General features: G+C 65.1%; 16 protein-coding genes. 9 read left to right on the top strand and 7 right to left on the bottom strand.

The features are described 5' to 3' along the window. The first annotated feature begins 92 nt into the window (after positions 1-92). The 4 genes from ACNFH5_RS27410 (at position 93) to ACNFH5_RS27395 (ending at position 3,510) form a co-directional block, all read left to right on the top strand. Positions 93-833 (top strand): response regulator, encoded by a 741-nt coding sequence (locus ACNFH5_RS27410; RefSeq protein WP_138521520.1) that lies wholly within the window; start codon positions 93-95, stop codon positions 831-833. After that, on the top strand, positions 830-2,140 hold the full coding sequence (locus ACNFH5_RS27405; protein WP_416751557.1) for an ATP-binding protein: 1,311 nt from the start codon (positions 830-832) through the stop codon (positions 2,138-2,140). The genes ACNFH5_RS27410 and ACNFH5_RS27405 overlap by 4 nt, the downstream gene beginning before the upstream one ends. Before the next feature lie 124 nt (positions 2,141-2,264). Further along, complete coding sequence (locus tag ACNFH5_RS27400; protein WP_416751555.1) at positions 2,265-2,903, top strand: hypothetical protein; 639 nt, start codon at positions 2,265-2,267, stop codon at positions 2,901-2,903. 91 nt (positions 2,904-2,994) lie between these two features. Next, on the top strand, positions 2,995-3,510 hold the full coding sequence (locus tag ACNFH5_RS27395; protein ID WP_416751553.1) for a DoxX family protein: 516 nt from the start codon (positions 2,995-2,997) through the stop codon (positions 3,508-3,510). Positions 3,511-4,479: 969 nt separating this feature from the next. Here ACNFH5_RS27395 and ACNFH5_RS27390 read toward each other — a convergent pair. The 5 genes from ACNFH5_RS27390 to ACNFH5_RS27370 form a co-directional block, all read right to left on the bottom strand. After that, positions 4,480-4,902: an organic hydroperoxide resistance protein gene (locus ACNFH5_RS27390; protein ID WP_416751551.1), complete on the bottom strand. Its 423-nt coding sequence runs from the start codon at positions 4,900-4,902 to the stop codon at positions 4,480-4,482. 12 nt (positions 4,903-4,914) lie between these two features. Continuing rightward, on the bottom strand, positions 4,915-5,688 hold the full coding sequence (locus ACNFH5_RS27385) for a DNA-binding domain-containing protein (protein WP_416751549.1): 774 nt from the start codon (positions 5,686-5,688) through the stop codon (positions 4,915-4,917). Continuing rightward, entirely contained in the window at positions 5,681-6,526 is an 846-nt protein-coding gene (locus tag ACNFH5_RS27380; RefSeq protein WP_416751547.1) for a DUF692 domain-containing protein, read from the bottom strand. The genes ACNFH5_RS27385 and ACNFH5_RS27380 overlap by 8 nt, the downstream gene beginning before the upstream one ends. Positions 6,527-6,587: 61 nt before the next feature. Then, entirely contained in the window at positions 6,588-7,112 is a 525-nt protein-coding gene (locus tag ACNFH5_RS27375) for a hypothetical protein (protein ID WP_416751545.1), read from the bottom strand. Positions 7,113-7,634: 522 nt separating this feature from the next. Then, positions 7,635-8,012 carry a RidA family protein gene (locus ACNFH5_RS27370; RefSeq protein ID WP_017519416.1) on the bottom strand — a complete coding sequence of 126 codons (378 nt, stop codon included), beginning with the start codon at positions 8,010-8,012 and terminating at the stop codon, positions 7,635-7,637. Positions 8,013-8,462: 450 nt separating this feature from the next. On the opposite strand from ACNFH5_RS27370, the gene ACNFH5_RS27365 reads away from it, so the two are divergent. The 5 genes from ACNFH5_RS27365 (at position 8,463) to ACNFH5_RS27345 (ending at position 14,606) form a co-directional block, all read left to right on the top strand. Next, complete coding sequence (locus ACNFH5_RS27365) at positions 8,463-9,791, top strand: OprD family porin (RefSeq protein ID WP_416751543.1); 1,329 nt, start codon at positions 8,463-8,465, stop codon at positions 9,789-9,791. 368 nt (positions 9,792-10,159) lie between these two features. Then, positions 10,160-10,504, top strand: a complete 345-nt coding sequence (locus ACNFH5_RS27360; protein WP_416751541.1) for a hypothetical protein — start codon at positions 10,160-10,162, stop codon at positions 10,502-10,504. Positions 10,505-10,707: 203 nt separating this feature from the next. After that, a complete protein-coding gene (locus ACNFH5_RS27355) occupies positions 10,708-12,378 on the top strand; it encodes a diguanylate cyclase (protein ID WP_416751539.1) in 1,671 nt (556 codons plus the stop codon). Between the two features lie 384 nt (positions 12,379-12,762). Next, positions 12,763-13,566, top strand: a complete 804-nt coding sequence (locus ACNFH5_RS27350) for a gamma-glutamyl-gamma-aminobutyrate hydrolase family protein (RefSeq protein WP_416751537.1) — start codon at positions 12,763-12,765, stop codon at positions 13,564-13,566. 266 nt (positions 13,567-13,832) lie between these two features. Then, positions 13,833-14,606 carry an SDR family NAD(P)-dependent oxidoreductase gene (locus ACNFH5_RS27345; RefSeq protein WP_416751534.1) on the top strand — a complete coding sequence of 258 codons (774 nt, stop codon included), beginning with the start codon at positions 13,833-13,835 and terminating at the stop codon, positions 14,604-14,606. On the opposite strand, the gene chrA is transcribed toward ACNFH5_RS27345, so the two are convergent. Both chrA and ACNFH5_RS27335 read right to left on the bottom strand, forming a co-directional pair. Further along, positions 14,603-15,799, bottom strand: a complete 1,197-nt coding sequence (gene chrA / locus ACNFH5_RS27340) for a chromate efflux transporter (protein WP_416751532.1) — start codon at positions 15,797-15,799, stop codon at positions 14,603-14,605. The genes ACNFH5_RS27345 and chrA overlap by 4 nt on opposite strands. Positions 15,800-15,856: 57 nt before the next feature. Beyond that, positions 15,857-17,110, bottom strand: a complete 1,254-nt coding sequence (locus tag ACNFH5_RS27335; protein ID WP_416751530.1) for an RNA polymerase sigma factor — start codon at positions 17,108-17,110, stop codon at positions 15,857-15,859. Positions 17,111-17,987: the final 877 nt, after the last annotated feature.

Below are 17,987 nucleotides of genomic sequence, written 5' to 3'. Positions count from 1 at the left end.
CGGCTCTGGATACAGTGGAATACAAAGCACGGAAGGCAAGCGCGACGCTGCGCTATAAACTCGCCTCAACCCACTACGAACGAGGCACCGGCATGGACCATGTCGATCACGTACTGATCGTCGACGACGACCGCGAGATTCGCGAGCTGGTCGGCAACTATCTGAAGAAGAACGGCCTGCGCGTGAGCCTGGCGGGAGACGGTCGGCAGATGCGCGCCTTCCTCGATGCCAACTCGGTGGACCTGATCGTCCTCGACATCATGATGCCCGGCGACGACGGCCTGAAGCTGTGCCGCGAGCTGCGCGTGGGCAAGCACAAATCCACCCCGGTGCTGATGCTCACCGCGCGCAACGATGAGACCGACCGCATCATCGGCCTGGAAATGGGCGCCGACGACTACCTCACCAAGCCCTTCTCCGCCCGCGAGCTGTTGGCGCGGATCAACGCCGTGCTGCGCCGCACCCGCATGCTGCCGCCGAACCTGCAGGTCAGCGAGGCCAGCCGGTTGATCGGCTTCGGCCGCTGGAAGCTGGACACCACCGCGCGCCACCTGCTCGACGAAGACGGCACCCTGGTCGCCCTGAGCGGCGCCGAGTACCGCCTGCTGCGCGTGTTCGTCGATCACCCGCAGCGCGTGCTCAGTCGCGAACAATTGCTGAACCTCACCCAGGGCCGCGAAGCGGACATCTTCGACCGCTCCATCGACCTGCTGGTCAGCCGCCTGCGCCAGCGCCTGCTGGACGACGCCCGCGAGCCGGCCTACATCAAGACGGTGCGCAGCGAAGGCTACGTCTTCGCCCTGGCCGTCGAACTGCTCGAGCCCAACGCATGAAATCCCTCCTGCACTGGCCACGCACCCTGGCCGCGCGCCTGGCACTGATCTTCCTCGCCGGGCTGGTGTTCGCCTACAGCCTGTCGTTCTGCTCGCAGTTCTACGAGCGCTACCAGAGCGCGCGCAACATGATGCTGGGCAACCTGGAAACCGACGTCAGCACCGCCGTCGCCCTGCTCGACCGGCTGCCGCTGGACGAACGCGAGCGCTGGCTGCCCATGGTGCAGCGGCCCAACTATCGCTATCGCCTGGACGGTGGCCAGCCCGGCGAGCCGATGAACATGGCGCAGGCGCCCATGGCGGCGAGCTCCATCGCCGACGCTATCGGCCCACGCTACGGGTTGCGCTTCGAGACCATTCCTGGCCCTATCCCGCACTTCCAGGTGCACCTGAAGCTGACCGACGGCATGCCGCTGACCATCGACGTGACGCCCAGGGGCGTGCCGGTTGCGCAGTGGCTGCCCTGGGTGCTGATCGTCCAGCTGGCGTTGCTGCTGTTCTGCACCTGGATCGCCGTGCGCCTGGCGATCCGTCCGCTGACGCGCCTTGCCCAGGCTGTGGACAACCTCGACCCGGACGCCCCCGCGCCCGAACTGGACGAGCGCGGCCCGAGCGAAGTCGCTTACGCCGCCCGCGCTTTCAACGCGTTGCAGGGACGCATCGGCTCCTACCTGAAAGAGCGCATGCAATTGCTTGCCGCCATTTCCCACGACCTGCAGACCCCCATCACGCGAATGAAGCTGCGCGTCGAACAGATGGACGACTCCCCCGAGCGCGAGCGCCTGTGGAGCGACCTCGAAGAAATGCAGCACCTGGTCCGCGAAGGCGTGGCCTATGCACGCAGCATGGACGGCGCCAGCGAGGCGGCGGTGAAGGTCAACCTCGATGCCTTCCTCGACAGCCTGGTGCTCGACTACCAGGACAGCGGCCAGGCCGTGGAACTGCAGGGCAACAGCCATGCCGTGCTGGAAACCCGCCCCCACGCGCTACGCCGGGTGCTCACCAACCTGGTGGACAACGCCCTGAAGTTCGGCGGCTCCGCCCAGGTGGAAGTCGAGCGCGATACCCAGGGCGTCGTGTGTGTTCGTGTACTCGACGACGGCCCGGGCATCCCCGAGGAGGAACTCGCCGAAGTGGTGAAACCCTTCTACCGGGTGGAAAGCTCGCGCAACCGCAGCACCGGCGGCACCGGCCTGGGGCTGGCGATCGCCCAGCAGCTGAGCCAGGCGCTGGGCGGCACGCTGACCCTGTCCAACCGCGCCAGCGGCGGGCTGTGTGTGCAGCTGGAACTGCGCCCTGCCAGCTAGGGCTTTGTACAGAGAGATACAAGACGGACCTCGCCGGACACATCCGGGATAAAGCCCGTCGACAAGATGGCTCCACGAACAGCGGCGGCACCCCGCCCGCCGCGTTCCCCCAAAGGAGCCCGCCATGAACCACCCCACCCAACCTGCCCGCCTGCATGGCTGGCGTCTGTTTTCCCTGCTGTCGCTGCTGGTGCTGATCGTCGCCGCCCTGGCCCTGTGGTCGCAGCCGCAATGGGTAGAAGCGCTGCGCAGCTCGATCCGCGTCACCGCCCGCACCTCCTTCGCGCTGTTCCTCGCCACCTTCCTCGCCTCGTCCCTGGCAGCACTGGTACCGAGCGACTTCACCCGTGGCCTGCTGCGCGAGCGACGCTTCCTCGGGCTGGCCTTCGCCTTCTCCCATGCCGTGCACGCGGTGCTGATCATCCTCTACGTGAAGTTCTTCCCCGAGACCTTCTGGCACGGCCGCAGTGCCGCCGCGAACATTCCCGGCTCCATCGGCTATCTGTTCATCACCCTGCTGGCCATCACCTCCTTCCCCTACGCGGTGAAACTGCTCGGCGCCCGCGTCTGGAAGGGCCTGCACAGCAGCGGAACCTGGGTGATCGCCGGGGTGTTCCTCCTGTCCTTCTACAAGCGCTTGCCGATGGGCTCCTGGTACCCGCTGGGCTTCGGCCTGATCTTCAGCGCCATCGCCTTCAAGCTCATCGCCAAGCTGGCCGTCCGCCTGCGCCGTAGCGCACGCCCCGCGCTGCCCAGCGCCTGATCCCGACGCCTTCCGCCACCGGGCGCCCCCGCCCGGCCGCCCAAGCCTTGCCCACGACCGATTGCCCAAAACTTTACCCTCGAGGTGCACCATGACCCTGCTGACCCTGAACCCGCTCAAGACCGCCTTCGAACAACTCGACCGCCTCGCCGCCTGGGGCTGGGACATCCCGCTGCGGCTGTTCCTGGCCTGGGAATTCTTCGAATCCGGCCTGGAGAAATGGCATGGCGACAACTGGTTCGAACAGATCCACGCCAGCTTCCCCTTCCCCTTCAACCACTTCTCCGCCGGCTTCGACTGGCAGGTGTCGATGTGGGCCGAGCTGATCGCGCCGATCCTCCTCCTGCTGGGCCTGGCGACCCGCTTTGCCTCGGCCTCGCTGATCGTCGTGACCCTAGTTGCCATCGCCGCAGTGCACTGGCCGGCACAGTGGTCGAGCCTCGCGGAACTGGCCCAGGGCTACTCCATCACCGACCATGGCTTTGGCAACTACAAGCTGCCGCTGATCTACCTGGTGGCGTTGCTGCCGCTGGTGCTCAAGGGCGCGGGAGCGCTGAGCGTGGATGGGCTGGTGCGGCGGTTCCTCGGAGCCTCACGGAAAGCCTGATCAGCCAGCGACTCGTTTGTTCCAGCAGCAACGCCCTCTCCTTTGGAGAGGGCGTTCTTGTTTGTCTGCGGAAAGTCCGTACAGGGGAATGGGCGCCGACTTTTCCGGCGTTCGCGGGCATGGCCCACTCCTACAAGATGGGCATTACCCTCGGGTTGGCCTGCCAGTCTGGACTCCGCCGCGGTGATTGCAGGGCACATAACGCGCCAGCGCTACCTGCCGCAAGGCAATCGGCGGATAACCCGGAACGGGTTATCCGCCCTACATGCTTGCCCTGGCTTTGGCTTTGGCTTTGGCTACTCAAGACTTCCAGAAAAACATCCGCGCGCACCGAATGCCCCGTTCAGGAGGCCTCGTTGAAGCGCAGTTTCAGGGGTTGAGCGACATGGATGTCGCGAGAGCCGCGAGGGGCCAGGGATGGCCCCTCGCGGCGGGCCCCTGAAACTTCGATTCAACGAGGGTATTTTTCGCCCCAAGCGAAAAACCGGATGTCCGGGGCAAGACCTTTGCCTTCTTTGGGTCGTTTGCCAAAGAAGGTCGCCCGAGGGGGCGAAACATGAAGCCCACGCGCGCACCGAAGCAACACAGGAACTCCCCATCCGAAGTAAAAGTATCGCGAGCATGGCGCACTCCTACAAGATGCGCATTACCCTCGGGTTGTCCTGCCAGTCTGGACTCCGCCGCGGTGATTGCAGGGCACATAACGCGCCAGCGCTACCTGCCGCAAGGCGATCGGCCGATGGCGATTGCACCGGGCGCCAGACTGGCATCCCCCCCTATCCACCCATCCTACGAGACTGACCCAGGCACCCATCGGTGGGCAGTACTGTAGGAGCGAGCTTGCTCGCGAATGGCTTTCCCGGCGCCTTCCAGGCTGGGCAGGTTCGCGAGCAAGCTCGCTCCTACAGAAAAGCAAAAAGCCCGCGCACCGATGACGGTGCGCGGGCTGCGTGGTGGATAACGGATCGATCAGGGAATCACGAACCCCACCTCGATATTTCCGCGGGTGGCCTTGGAATACGGGCAGATCTGATGGGCCTCATCGACCAGCTTCGCCTTGTCCTCGGCGGCCAGCCCCGGCAGGTGCACGGTGAGCTGGGCGGCCAGGGCGAAGCCGCCGTCGGCGGTGTTGCCCAGGGAGACCTCCGCGTCCACCGCCACATCGGCCGGCAGGCGCACGTTAAGCTTCTGCCCGGCGCGGCGCAGGGCGCCGATGAAGCAGGCAGACCAACCGATGGCGAACAGCTGCTCGGGGTTGCTGCCAGGGCGGCCGGAACCGGGAGGGCTCAGGGGCAGGTCCAGTTCACCGTCGGTGGTCTGGCCGCGGCCATCGCGTCCGCCGGTAGTGTGGGTGTGGGCGGTGTAGATCACGGTTGCCAGGGTGTCAGTCATGACGCTTCTCCTTCAGGGGCGAGCCAATGGGGGACGACGTGGGGTGGTGCAGTTAGGGCGAGTGCCAAGCACCACGCCTTGTTCTTTCAGGCTGCGCAGCAGGGCGATGCCCTGCTCTTCGATGACGGCCAGTTCGATACCGGCGATTTCCGCCAGCGCCTGGAGATGTTGGCGACCGGTGAGCTGCCACTGTTGCAGCGACACCAGCAGAGCATGGGCCAGCGGCGCCAGGCGCGAGAAGTACACCATCAGGTCGGTACCACGACGGGCCAGCAGCAGCGTCGGCTCGGCAGGCGCTTGCAACGGAATATGCTCAGGGCCGATGTGGCTGACCGGCCAGGCGTAGGCCAGCGGCTCGGCGAGGCTGGACAGCAGCGGCACGCCATCGAGCAGGTCTCCCTCCGGATCATGGGCGGGTTCGGCCTTGGCACTGAGCAGCAACGCGGTCTCGATGAATTCGTAGTGCGCCAGCTCGGCGACCCAGCCGGGCTGCTCGGTGCGGCCCTCCAGGTATTCGACGAACTCGCCGGCGATCTCTGTGAACAGTGGCGTCTGGCAGCGGAAGCCAGCGTAGAAGTCCTCCGTCAGCGCCTGCCATTGGTCACCCGGCAGGCTGGCGTGCAGCACCGGGAAGTTGCCGGCCAGCAGCGATTGCAGGTTGCCGAAAAACAGTTGCCGGTACACCGCCAGGCGCCGCGCCCCGATGCCTGGCGGCGGCTCGTTGGCCTGCGGGTCGCGGATATAGCGGGTCATGCGCAGTTGTTGTTCGCGCAGAGACTCAACCATGACGTACCTCCGGCTGACGGGCGACAGCTTGCAGGCCGCGGATGGTGTCCACTTCGTCAAGCAGTTCGGCCAGCGGCGGCATGTTGAAGTCGCGCTCCAGCAGGGTCGGCACCGTCCCCAGGTGCCGGTAGGCGCTGGCCAGCAGGCTCCAGACGTCGTCCTTCACGGCGGCGCCATGGGTGTCGATCTTCAGGTCTGGCGCTTCGTCGTAGTGGCCGGCAACGTGCAGGCAAGCGACCCGCTCGGCCGGCACACGGGCCAGGAATCCGGCGGCATCGTAGCCATGGTTGTGGGCATTGACGTAGAGGTTGTTGACGTCCAGCAGCAGGTCGCAATCGGCTTCATCGAGCACGGCGCGCAGGAAGTCGATTTCGCTCAGCGCCTGATAGGGCGCGGCGTAGTAGGAGATGTTTTCCACGGCGATGCGGCGGCCGAGGACGTCCTGCACTTCACGGATGCGGCTGGCGATGTGGCGCACGGCCTCGTCGGTGAAGGGCATGGGAATCAGGTCATAGAGGTGGCCTTCGTCGGAGCAGTAGCTCAGGTGTTCGCTGAACAGCGGCACCCTGTGCTGGTCAAGGAATTCGCGGACGCGGCCCAGGAACAAGTGGTCCAGCGGCTCCGGGCCGCCGAGGGACAGCGACAGGCCATGGCACGACAGAGGGAAGCGCTCGGCCAGGCGGGCCAGCCCCTCGCCATAGGTGCCGCCAACGCCGATCCAGTTGTCCGGCGCGACTTCGAGGAAGTCCACGGCGCGGTCATCCATGGTCAGCAGGTCGGACAGCATCGCGCGGCGCAGGCCGAGGCCGGCTCCTTGCAGGGATGCGGTAGTGGTCATGGCGATCTCCTTTGGCGAGGTGTCCTCCCCGGCCGATGGCGCGGGGAGGCGTCGGCGTGGCTCAGTTCTTGGCCTGGCTCAGTTTGCTGTACAGGTCGGACGGGAAAGGCTTGCCGTTGGAGTCGAACTGGTTCTTGCGGAACTGGTAGACCTCGGCCTCGGAGAGGTAGCCGTCGTGGTTGGCGTCGATGGCGTCGAACTCGGCATTGGCCTTGGGCGCCACGGCCAGCAGTTCGGCGCGGGAGACGCGGCCGTCGTGGTCGCTGTCGGTGCGGGCAAAGGAGGCATCGCCGCACTTGCCTTCACCACACTTGCCCTCGGCGCCAGTGGCCTTGGCCTGGGCGCCGTCGGCACCGCATTTGCCTTCGCCGCACTTGCCTTCACCCTGCTTCGCCTTGGCCTGGGTCTTGGCCTCGTTGGCGCCGCACTTGCCCTCGCCACACTTGCCCTCCCCAGCCTTGGCCGCAGAAGCCAGCTGATAGCCCTGCGGCAGGGCTTCGACGGCAAAGGCGGAGGACGCCATGTTCAGACCGCCGGCCAGGGCGATAGCGAGCAGGCCAAGCTGGGTTTTCGATGTACGGGTCATTGTGCTTCTCCAGATGCTGTGGCGCGTGCCGCGCCGGGTCGTGCCGCAAGGGCGAATCCCTGGAACGTTGCGCTGGAGGGTTTTCCCTGCCGAAGCGCTGTGTCGTTCGGGTAGGGCTATTTCGCCTTGGCGATGTATCACGGGCGTATCGGCGGCTGGAGGCTTTTGTATGCGTGTGTCCGCTCAGGGAGCGGCAGATACAAAGGAATACATTCGGCGGGGGGAGTTGGAGCGGGGCTGGAGCGGTTCGCGAGCAAGCTCGCTCCTACAAAAGCAGCATGGCACGGACCTGTAGGAGCGAGCTTGCTCCTACGAAAGCAGCATGGCACGGACCTGTAGGAGCGAGCTTGCTCCTACGAAAGCAGCATGGCACAGACCTGTAGGAGCGAGCTTGCTCCTACGAAAGCAGCATGGCACGGACCTGTAGGAGCGAGCTTGCTCGCGAACCCACGGAATGACCATGCCGCAGCGGTGCGAAAAAAAGAAAGGGCCGCAAAGCGGCCCTTTCCAGAAGCAGGAGGTTCAGCTGGCGCGCTTGGCCGCGATGGCGGTGACTTCCACCTTCATGCCTTCCACCGCCAGTTCGGCGATACCCACGGCGGCGCGCACCGGGTAGGGCTTGGCGAAGAAGCGGCAATACACCTCGTTGAACGCGGCGCGGTCGGCCATGCTGGTGAGGTAGATGGTCAGGTGCAGTACGTGGTCCAGGCCGCTGCCGGCCTTTTCCAGGGCCAGTTGCAGGCTGCGCAGGGTCGCTTCGCTCTGGGCCTTGATGTCGCCCAGTTCCAGGCTGCCGTCTTCAAGCGTAGGGATCTGCGTGGAAACCAGCAGGCCGCCGAAGCCGGCGACGTCGGAGGAGATGGATTCGGGGTCCGCGTCGGGGATGAAGGTAGGCGTCATAAGACAAATCTCTGCTGTCGGTGAGTGGGGCACGTCGCCGCATCAGGTGCGGCAGCCGGGTCGCGCAGCTTAGCCGCAACGCCCAGCCGCGCGCCATGTCACCGTGCCCGCAGCCCCCGGAAACAGTGACATTATTCATATCCACCGAACTTCCGAATTACTTGTGTCAACTCGACCAACGTCCTGATTATTACAGTTTGAGACATAGACCTTTTCATAATCCGTTATTTAATCAGCAAACTCTTTCGGCATTATGACGTCGGCTCTCCCGCGTCTGGAGCAATTCGCGGGGGAATTCAAAGCCAGTTAACTGCAACAATGCCAACGCAACTTCCTGCGACTTTCCGCCGTGGTCAATCCATGTTCGGATTCATTGTGCCTGCCTATAAAAACGTCCGGCTCTCACGCACTTCATCGAGCCGGTCCTCCAAGACTCTAGGGGCAATATCCATGAAGCACCTCAAACGCAGCGCCATCGTCCTCGCTGTTTCCGCCGCCGCCAGCCAGTTCGCCAGCGCCGAACCCTTCGTCACCGACCAGGCCGATGCCAAGGGTTTCGTCGAGGACGCCAAGTTCGATGTCCTGCTGCGCAACCAGTACTACGACCACGACGGCAAGAACGGCGCGGGCGACAACCGCGACTGGACCCAGGGCTTCCTGGCGAACTTCTCCTCCGGCTACACCCAGGGCACCGTCGGCTTCGGCGTGGATGCCTTCGGCTACCTGGGCATCAAGCTCGACGCCGGCGGCGGCCGCGCGGGTACGGGCAACCTGCCGGTAGGCAACGACGGCAAGCCGGACGACGACTACGGCAAGGCCGGTGGCGCGCTGAAGGTGCGCATCTCCAAGACCGAGTTGAAATTCGGCGACATGCAGCCGACCTCCCCCGTCTTCGCCGCTGGCGGCACCCGCCTGATTCCGCAGACCGCATCGGGCTTCAACCTGTTCAGCAGCGAAATCGAAGGCCTGGATCTGGAAGCTGGTCACTTCACCTCCGGCACCAGCCCGGTCACCACTGCCCGCGACGGTGGCCTGTGGGCGGCCTATGCTGTGCGTGAAACCAGCGACGTCGACTTCCTCGGCGGCAAGTACGCGATCAACGACAACCTGAGCGTTTCGCTGTACGGCTCCGAGTTCAAGGACATCTGGCGCCAGTACTACGGCAACCTGAACTGGGTGCTGCCGGTGGCCAATGACCAGTCGCTGGCCTTCGACTTCAACATCTACCGCACCAACGACGAAGGTCAGGCCAAGGCAGGCGAAATCAGCAACACCACCTGGTCGCTGGCCGCCGCCTACTCCTTCCTGCAGGCGCACACCGTCACCCTGGCCTACCAGAAGGTCCACGGCGACACCCCGTTCGACTACGTGGGCTTCGGCGACGATGGCGCCGGCGCCACCGGTGACTCGGTGTTCCTCGCCAACTCCGTGCAGTACTCCGACTTCAACGGTCCGGGCGAGCGCTCCTGGCAGGCCCGCTACGACCTGGCGATGGATACCTACGGCGTACCGGGGCTGAGCTTCATGGCCCGCTACATCAACGGTACCGGCATCGACGGCAGCCACGCCGATGCGGATGGCGCCTACGCCGGTCTGTACGGTGAGGACGGCAGCCACCACGAGACCGACCTGGAAGCCAAGTACGTGGTCCAGGGCGGTCCGGCCAAGGACCTGTCCTTCCGCCTGCGCCAGGCCTTCCACCGCGCCAACGCCGACCAGGGTGAGGCCGATAACAACGAGCTGCGCCTGATCGTCGAATATCCGCTGTCGATCCTGTAATTCAGCACGGATATCCAGCTGAATTATTGACCGGGGCAACTTTCGGATTCGTCTGAAAGTTTGCCCCGTGTTCGGGCGAGATTATTACGCCCATGCAGAAAGTCTCTTCCCGGAATGGCGGTTTATCCCACGGATGCAACTTTCTAGAATTACCCCATCTTCCCGCTTCCGCACTTTCCCTGCGGAAGACAACTCCTGACGTTGATATTGTGATTGCTCCTTCGACGTCCTTCGAGCCGCTCCTCTGGAGCGGCTTTTTTTATGCCCGAAAATCCCCACTGAACAAAAAGTGAGCGACCACCGAGCGAAGCGGTCCAACTCTGCGACAACGCGTTGTTTCCCTACGCGAACCACGGAGGCACCTCACCATGAGCGCAATGACCCTCGAAGGCTGGTGCAAGACCACCGCCGAGCAGAAGCCCACGCCGCTGGAAGACATCCGCTTCTACCTGACCGACGACGATCGCCTGCACCTGGAACAGGCCGAGGTGTACCTGCAGGAGAACGGCCAGCGGGAAATGATGGTCGATGCCGACCTCAACACCCTCGACCTGCACATGCCCGAAGGCTTCGGGCCGCTGGCCGACTGCATGTTCCGCGTGTACCTGGGAGGCGTGGAGCATCGCGGACAGTTCCACCTGGTCGGTCATCGGGCCAGCGACGGCAGCCTGATCTACACCAACGCCGTGCTGATCGACCAACTGATCAACTGACCCACCGCGTGCATCGGCAACCTCCATCCCGCAGTGCCGGGCGGAGGTTGCCGATGCACGCTCGTCGCTCTTGTCGCAGGCGGAGATTGTGGCCGCAGACCTACCCGTGATTTCATAAAGCCACCTGCGTCCGCCTGCCGCATGACCGGCGTGGCTGACAATCCAGAACGACGCCCATCCTCCGTTGAAGAAGCTACTATCGGATGCGAACTTCCAGTAAACCTGGGGTAAAGGAGTACGGGCGATATGACGGCCTGTTGCGTCTCGCTCGTCATGCCGGTGGCAATTGCGCCGTCCTGCTCATCGACATGCGCGGCCAGTTGCTCGGCCAGCTCGGCATCGACGGTGCCGGCGCCCTCTCCCTCGCCACCCTGCTGTCCCTCAATGCCACCACCCGTCCTCTGAGCCACCAGGGTCAACTCCTGAACCTGCTGACCAGCCAGACGCTGCGCGACCAGGACGGCTTCCCGCAGGCGCGCCTGCTGCTGCTTGGCGAGGGCGCCAAGATGCTCAGCCCGGAACAGCAGACGCTGCTGGCCGACGTGCTGGAACTGGGCGAAGCCCTCCTCGACCGCGCCCGCGCACCGCAGAAGGAAAGCGAGCGGCGCATGGCCCTGGCGGTGGACGGCAGCGGCACCGGCATCTGGGACCGTCACGTGCCCACCGGCGAGATCCATTACTCCAGTGCCTGGAAGTCCCTGCTGGGCTATGGCGAGGACGAGATCGGCAGCCGCATCGAGGACGCCTACACCCGCGTTCACCCCGAAGACCTCGAGTACGTGCAGAACACCATGCGCGAACACTTCGAGGGCCGGAGCGAGGCCTACGAAGTGGAGCATCGCCTGCAGCACAAGGACGGCCACTACATCTGGGTATGCAGCCGCGGCAAGGTGGTGGAGCGTGACGCCGCCGGCAACGCCCTGCGCATGCTCGGTACCACCACCGACATCACCGCCCTGCGCGGTATGGCCGAGCAACTGCGCGAGAGCGTGGAACTGCTCACCGACCTGACCAATGAAATTCCCGGCATGGTCTTCCAGTTTCGCCGGCGGCCCGACGGCACCGGCACCTTCCCCTATGTCAGCGCGGGGGTGATGGACATCTACGGCATTCCGGCCGAGCAGATGCAGCACAACTCCGTATTCCTGCGCGACCTGATCCACCCCGAGGACCTGCCCGCCTGCCTCGCCTCGCTGGAAACCTCCGCGGCCCACATGCAACCCTGGCGGCACGAATACCGCGTGCAGATTGCCGGACGCGGCACGCTCTGGCGCCAAGGCAACGCGCACCCCAAACGCCTGCCCGACGGCAGCCTGATCTGGCACGGTTTCATCACCGACATCACCGAACGCAAACGCATCGAAGCAGAACTGCAGGTGCTGGCCACCACCGACTTCCTCACGCAGTTGCCCAATCGTGGCCATTTCATGCGCCTGATCGAGGCGGAACTGGGCCGAGTACAGCGCTCGACGACGCACAACGCGGCGATCCTGATGTGCGATATCGACCACTTCAAGGCGATCAACGACCGCTGGGGTCACGCCGTGGGTGACGAAGCCCTGCGCCACTTCGCCAGCATCCTCGGGCGTGACATCCGCCGCGTCGACTTCGCCGGGCGAATGGGCGGCGAGGAATTCGCCGTGGTGCTGGGCGACGCCGACATCGCCGCCGCCCAGGTCTTCGCCCAGCGCCTGCAGCAGCAATTGCTGGAGCAACCGCTGATGCAGGGCGGCCAGCGCATCCCGCTGAGCATCAGCATCGGCATCGCGGCACTGGAGGCCTCCGACGCCTCCGCCGAGGCCGCACTCTCACGCAGCGACAGCGCGCTCTACCGGGCCAAGCAGAACGGCCGCAACCGCATCGAGCACCACTGAAGGCAAACCCGCGAGGCAGAGCGTGCCGCCGGCGCGGGCGTTGCCGATCCTGAACGGCCGCCGTGAAAAAACGTGCAGAATTTTTCACCATTATGAACCAGCGTTTTAAATAATGGACTTTTCAGCACGTCTGGATATTTATAAAAATCCTTTAAAACCAATTACTTGCAATAATTGTCCGACAAGATTTCGGCCATTATTTTTGACGCTCGTCGTCGAATTCGTTTGACATATTTAACGGCTCTGGCAGGCTGGTAGGCAGGTTTCGACCGGGAAACTTCGCCTTCTGTGCGCTCCCGGCAGTGCTCGGGGCCTCAGGTAGCGCGCCTTTCCGCTGCGCGCCTGCACAAAAACGATGGGCTGCAGCCCGTCCAAAGGTGACATATGTCCAACAGCAACATTGGCAACAAGAAACAGACTCTCCGTAAACCCGTCGTCCTGATGTCCATGGGCAGCCAAGAGCGCAAAGGCCACGACTATCAGGTAATGACCCACAAATACATCGTGCCCCTGGTTGAGCAGTCCGATTGCGTGCCGGTACTGGTACCGACCTGCTGCGGCATCGAAGACCTCGAGCAATACCTGGACATGGCCGACGGCGTGTACCTGACCGGCGCCGGCAGCAACATCGATCCGACCCTGTATGGCCAGGAGAACGAAACTCCCGGCAAGGGCCAGGACAAGGACCGCGACAACTTCGACATCCCGCTGATCAAGGCCGCCATCGCGCGTGGCCTGCCGATCTTCGGTATCTGCCGCGGCATGCAGGAAATCAACGTGGCCCTGGGCGGCGATATCTACCAGAAGGTCTACGCCGAGCCCGGCTTCAATGACCATCGCGAGAATCCCGAAGACCCGGTCGACGTGCAGTACAGCCAGGTCCACGGCGTGCGTCCGCAAGCGGGCAGCTGGCTGCAGAAGCTGCTGGGCGACGAGATCCGCGTCAACTCGCTGCACGGCCAGGGCCTGAAGAACCTGGGCAAGGGCATCGAAGCCATCGCCCACGCTGAAGACGGCCTGGTCGAGGCGATTCACGCTCCGACCCTCTCGCCCTTCCTCTTCGCGGTGCAGTGGCACCCGGAATGGCAGGCAGCGAAGAACCCCGACTCGGTGAAGATCTTCCAGGCGTTCGGCGATGCTTGCCGCGCGCAGGTGAAGAAGAAGCAGGCTCGCGCACTCGCTGCCTGATTCGCTTCCCGCGTCATGAAAAAGCCCGGCCCTTGAGCCGGGCTTTTTCGTTTCTGCTCACGGTAGGAACGAGCTTGCTCGCGACAGCTCTTGCTCCGGCATTGGGCGGTTCGCGAGCAAGCTCGCTCCTACATGAGAAAGCGCAGCTCGATAAAAAAGCGCAGCTCGTCATTCGCGCTGCGAATGGCGCGCCCTGCACGCCCTTGAGGGCTGCGCGGGCTAACCTTGGCGGTCAGCGATTCTGCTTGATCAACGAAGGAACAGCCATGAGCGACGACCTCTTCTCCCTGGCCGGCAAGACCGTCCTGATCACCGGCGCCTCCAGTGGCATCGGTGCGCACCTGGCGCATGTAGCCGCCCGTGCGGGTGCCCGCGTGGTGTTGGCGGCACGTCGCACCGAGCGCCTGGCGCAGCTGGCTGAGGCCATCCGCGCCGCGGGCGGCGAAGCCCATGCCGTGGCGCTGGATGTGACCGACCGCGCCAGCGTCGAGGCCGCCTTCGACAGCGCCGAGGCACAGTTCGGCGTGGTCGACGTGGTGCTCAATAACGCCGGCATTGGCAACGGCCAGCGCGCGCTGGAGGTCAGCGAGGAAGACTGGCGCGCCATGCTGTCCACCAATCTCGACGGGGTCTGGCGCGTCGCCCAAAGCGCAGCGCAGCGCCTGGCCAAGGCCGGACGCGGCGGCAGCATCGTCAACATTGCCTCGATCCTCGGCCTGCGCGTGGGCGGCGGCTACAGCCATTACTGCGCGGCCAAGGCCGGCGTGGTGCAGCTGAGCAAATCCCTGGCGCTGGAACTGGCGCGCTTCAACATAAGGGTCAACGCCATCGCGCCCGGCTACTTCAAGACTGAAATGAACGACGCCTACTTCGACAGCGACAAGGGCCAGGCCTACATCCGCGACACGGTACCGATGCGCCGCCTCGGCCAGTTGCAGGAGCTGGAAGGCCCCTTCCTGCTGCTGGCCAGCGATGCCGGTGCCTTCATGACCGGCTCGGTGCTGGCCGTGGATGGCGGCCACCTGGTGAGCAGCCTCTAGAACGAATCGACCAGGGCCCCACCCAACGCACCCAGCAGCACCAGCGTCCAGGGGGGCAGGCGGCCACTGAGCAGCACCAGAAAGGCCAGCGCGACCAGGGAGATGTCGAGCAGGCCAACGATGGTCTCACTGCCGATGGGATGGATCAGCGCCGCCAGCAACAGACCGACCACGGCGGCGTTCACCCCGGCCAGCGCCGCGCGCAGACGACGCTGGCGGCGCAGGCTCTCCCAGAACGGCAAGGCGCCGAGCACCAGCAGGAACGACGGCAGGAAGATCGCCACCAGGCAAAGCAGCGCACCTGCCACGCCGCCCGGTTCAGCGATGGCAGCACCGAGGAAAGCGGCGAACGTGAACAGCGGCCCCGGCAACGCCTGCGCCGCGCCGTAGCCTGCGAGGAAGGTCTGTGCATCGACCCAGCCAGGATTGACCACTGCGCTCTGCAACAGCGGCAGCACCACATGCCCGCCACCGAAGACCAGGCTGCCGACACGGTAGAAGGCGTCGAACTGCGCAAGCCAGGGCACATGCCACGCAGCCGCCAGCACGGGCAGCAGCGCCAGCAGCGCGAAGAACAGCAGCAGGTAGAAGCCGCCCCGACGACGGGACGTCGACTGACCCGGGCTCACCGAATCGCTCGCAGCGGATGGCCGCAGCCCGCCCATGCCCATCAGCGCAGCCGCGAGGATCACCAGCAACTGCACAGCCATGCCAGGCCACCGCAACGCCACGGCGGTCACCAGGATCATCAGCCCCTGGCGCTGCCAGTCCGGGCACAGCGACTTGGCCATGCCCCACACGGCGTGGGCCACCACGGCGACCGAGACCAGCATCAGCCCATGCAGCGCGCCGGCAGGTAGCCATTGGCCATGCCGTGAGAGCCCCAGGGCGACCAGCCACATCAGCCCTGCCGAGGGCAGGGTGAACCCGATCCATGCCACCAGCGCGCCCCACTGCCCCGCGCGCAGGGCGCCCAGCGCCATGCCCAGCTGGCTGCTGGCAGGGCCGGGAAGGAACTGACAGAGGGCGATCAGATCGGCGTAGTGCGCTTCATCCAGCCAGCGCCGCCGACTGACGAATTCCTCGCGGAAATAGCCCAGGTGCGCCACCGGCCCGCCGAAGGAGGTCAGGCCCAGGCGCAGGAAGATCAGGAAGACAGTCCAGAGGGAATCGCGCGGCGTCGGTTCGGTCATGGGGTGTGGTCGGGCAGGTCGGTCGAACAGTGTGGCAGTTTGATATTTCACTGCAACTCAACGGTCGAGTTCGCGAATCCTCTGCTCCAGGAAGCGCCGCTCCGGCTCCAGTGTCGCCAGCTCCAGGGCACGCTCGTAAGCGGCACGCGCCTCCGTGCGGCGCTCCAGTCGACGGTAGAAATCGGCGCGGGCGGCATGGGCCAGGTGGTAGTCGCGCAGTTCGCCCCGGGCGAGGATCGCGTCCACCTGCGCCAGCCCGGCTTCCGGTCCATCGCGCATGGCCAGGGCCACGGCGCGGTTGAGTTCGATCACCGGCGACGGCTGCATGGCCAGCAGGAGGTCATACAGGCCGACGATCTCCGCCCAGTCAGTGCTGGCCATATCCGACGCGGCGGCGTGCACGGCGGAGATGGCCGCCTGCAGGGTATAGGGGCCGATACGGCGGGTAGCGAGCGCAGCGGTGATCAGTTGCTGGCCCTCGTCGATCAGAGCGCGGTTCCAGCGCGCACGGTCCTGGTTTTCCAGCAGGACCAGTTCGCCGTCTTCTGCGGTGCGCGACTCGCGCCGGGATTCGTGCAGCAGCATCAGCGCGAGCAGGCCCATCACTTCGGCTTCGGGAAGCAACTCCAGCAACTGCCGGCCCAGGCGGATGGCTTCGGCGGAGAGGTCGGTGCGGGTCAGCGAGTCGCCGGCCGAAGCCGAATAGCCTTCGTTGAACACCAGGTAGATGACCCGCAGCACGCTGGCCAGGCGCTCGGGCAATTCGGCCGCTTCGGGCACCTGGTAGGGAATCTGCGCGTCGCGGATCTTCGCCTTGGCGCGGACGATGCGCTGGGCGATGGTCGGGGGCGCGGCGAGGTAGGCGCGGGCGATTTCCTCGGTCTTCAGGTCGCAGACTTCGCGCAGGGTCAGCGGCACCTGCGAGTCCGCCGGCAGCGCCGGGTGGCAGCAGGTAAAGATCAGCCGCAGGCGGTCGTCCTCGACGCTTTCGTCGGCCAGTTCCTCCACTGATTGCGCGTCGATCTCCAGTTGCTCGGCGATCTGCGTCAGGGAGGCGTCGAATCGCGAACGCCGGCGCAGGCCGTCAATGGCCTTGAAGCGCCCGGCGGACACCAGCCAGGCACGCGGGTTGGCCGGCACGCCGTCGCGTCGCCACTGGTCCACGGCGGCGACGAAGGCTTCGTGCAGCGCCTCCTCGGCGAGATCGAAGTCGCCCAGCAGGCGGATCAGCGTGGCCAGCACCCGGCGCGATTCGCGGCGGTAGATGTCGTCCACCACATCGCGCAGGGGCTGGGTAACGTACTCGTGCATGCGGGCCGGTGTCCTTGGCGTGGAAGGTCTGCCTATCCTGCACGGATTCTCGTCAGGCGGGGAGATGACCGGACGGGTGCGTCGGGGAGATCGTTGCGGGTTGTTTCGTTACGCCGAGGCCAGGGGATTGCTGTAGGAGCGAGCTTGCTCGCGAACCTAGCCGGGCACCCGCGGCATCAAGCGGTTCGCGAGCGAGCTCGCTCCTACAGGCACAGTTCAAGGCTTGGCAGTGAACAACGCCCCCTCTTCGCCGGCCGCAGCATGAGCGGCTCTTCGTAGGAGCGAGCTTGCTCGCGAACCTCGCCGGGCACCCACGGCATCAAGCGGTTCGCGAGCGAGCTCGCTCCTACAGGTACAGTTCAAGGCTTGGCAGTGAACAACGCCCCTCTTCGCCGAGCCGCAGCATGAGCGGCTCTTCGTAGGAGCGAGCTTGCTCGCGAACCTCGCCGGGCCCCATGGCATCAAGCGGTTCGCGAGCGAGCTCGCTCCTACAGGTACAGTTCAAGGCTTGGCAGTGAACAACGCCCCCTCTTCGCCAGGCCGTAGCATGAGCGGCTCTTCGTAGGAGCGAGCTTGCTCGCGAACCTCGCCGGGTACCCACGGCATCAAGCGGTTCGCGAGCGAGCTCGCTCCTACAGGTACAGTTCAAGGCTTGCCAGTGAACAATGCCCCCTCTTCGCCGAGCCGCAGCATGAGCGGCTCTTCGTAGGAGCGAGCTTGCTCGCGAATCTCGCCGGGCACCCAGGGCATCAGGCCGTTCGCGAGCGAGCTCGCTCCTACAGGTACAGTTCAAGGTTTGGCAGTGAACAACGCCCCCTCTTCGACGGGCCGCAGCATGCGCGGCTCTTCGTAGGAGCGAGCTTGCTCGCGAACCTCG

It is taken from the genome of Pseudomonas sp. NY15435, from assembly GCF_048068295.1.
In the GTDB taxonomy this organism is placed as follows: domain Bacteria; phylum Pseudomonadota; class Gammaproteobacteria; order Pseudomonadales; family Pseudomonadaceae; genus Pseudomonas.
This window is presented reverse-complemented; position numbering and strand designations above follow the sequence as displayed.

Coding starts and splice junctions, on each gene's coding strand:
- ACNFH5_RS27410 (WP_138521520.1), top strand. CDS start 93: ATGGACCATGTCGATCACGTACTGATCGTCGACGACGACCGCGAGATT.
- ACNFH5_RS27405 (WP_416751557.1), top strand. CDS start 830: ATGAAATCCCTCCTGCACTGGCCACGCACCCTGGCCGCGCGCCTGGCA.
- ACNFH5_RS27400 (WP_416751555.1), top strand. CDS start 2,265: ATGAACCACCCCACCCAACCTGCCCGCCTGCATGGCTGGCGTCTGTTT.
- ACNFH5_RS27395 (WP_416751553.1), top strand. CDS start 2,995: ATGACCCTGCTGACCCTGAACCCGCTCAAGACCGCCTTCGAACAACTC.
- ACNFH5_RS27390 (WP_416751551.1), bottom strand. CDS start 4,902: ATGACTGACACCCTGGCAACCGTGATCTACACCGCCCACACCCACACT.
- ACNFH5_RS27385 (WP_416751549.1), bottom strand. CDS start 5,688: ATGGTTGAGTCTCTGCGCGAACAACAACTGCGCATGACCCGCTATATC.
- ACNFH5_RS27380 (WP_416751547.1), bottom strand. CDS start 6,526: ATGACCACTACCGCATCCCTGCAAGGAGCCGGCCTCGGCCTGCGCCGC.
- ACNFH5_RS27375 (WP_416751545.1), bottom strand. CDS start 7,112: ATGACCCGTACATCGAAAACCCAGCTTGGCCTGCTCGCTATCGCCCTG.
- ACNFH5_RS27370 (WP_017519416.1), bottom strand. CDS start 8,012: ATGACGCCTACCTTCATCCCCGACGCGGACCCCGAATCCATCTCCTCC.
- ACNFH5_RS27365 (WP_416751543.1), top strand. CDS start 8,463: ATGAAGCACCTCAAACGCAGCGCCATCGTCCTCGCTGTTTCCGCCGCC.
- ACNFH5_RS27360 (WP_416751541.1), top strand. CDS start 10,160: ATGAGCGCAATGACCCTCGAAGGCTGGTGCAAGACCACCGCCGAGCAG.
- ACNFH5_RS27355 (WP_416751539.1), top strand. CDS start 10,708: ATGCGAACTTCCAGTAAACCTGGGGTAAAGGAGTACGGGCGATATGAC.
- ACNFH5_RS27350 (WP_416751537.1), top strand. CDS start 12,763: ATGTCCAACAGCAACATTGGCAACAAGAAACAGACTCTCCGTAAACCC.
- ACNFH5_RS27345 (WP_416751534.1), top strand. CDS start 13,833: ATGAGCGACGACCTCTTCTCCCTGGCCGGCAAGACCGTCCTGATCACC.
- chrA (WP_416751532.1), bottom strand. CDS start 15,799: ATGACCGAACCGACGCCGCGCGATTCCCTCTGGACTGTCTTCCTGATC.
- ACNFH5_RS27335 (WP_416751530.1), bottom strand. CDS start 17,110: ATGCACGAGTACGTTACCCAGCCCCTGCGCGATGTGGTGGACGACATC.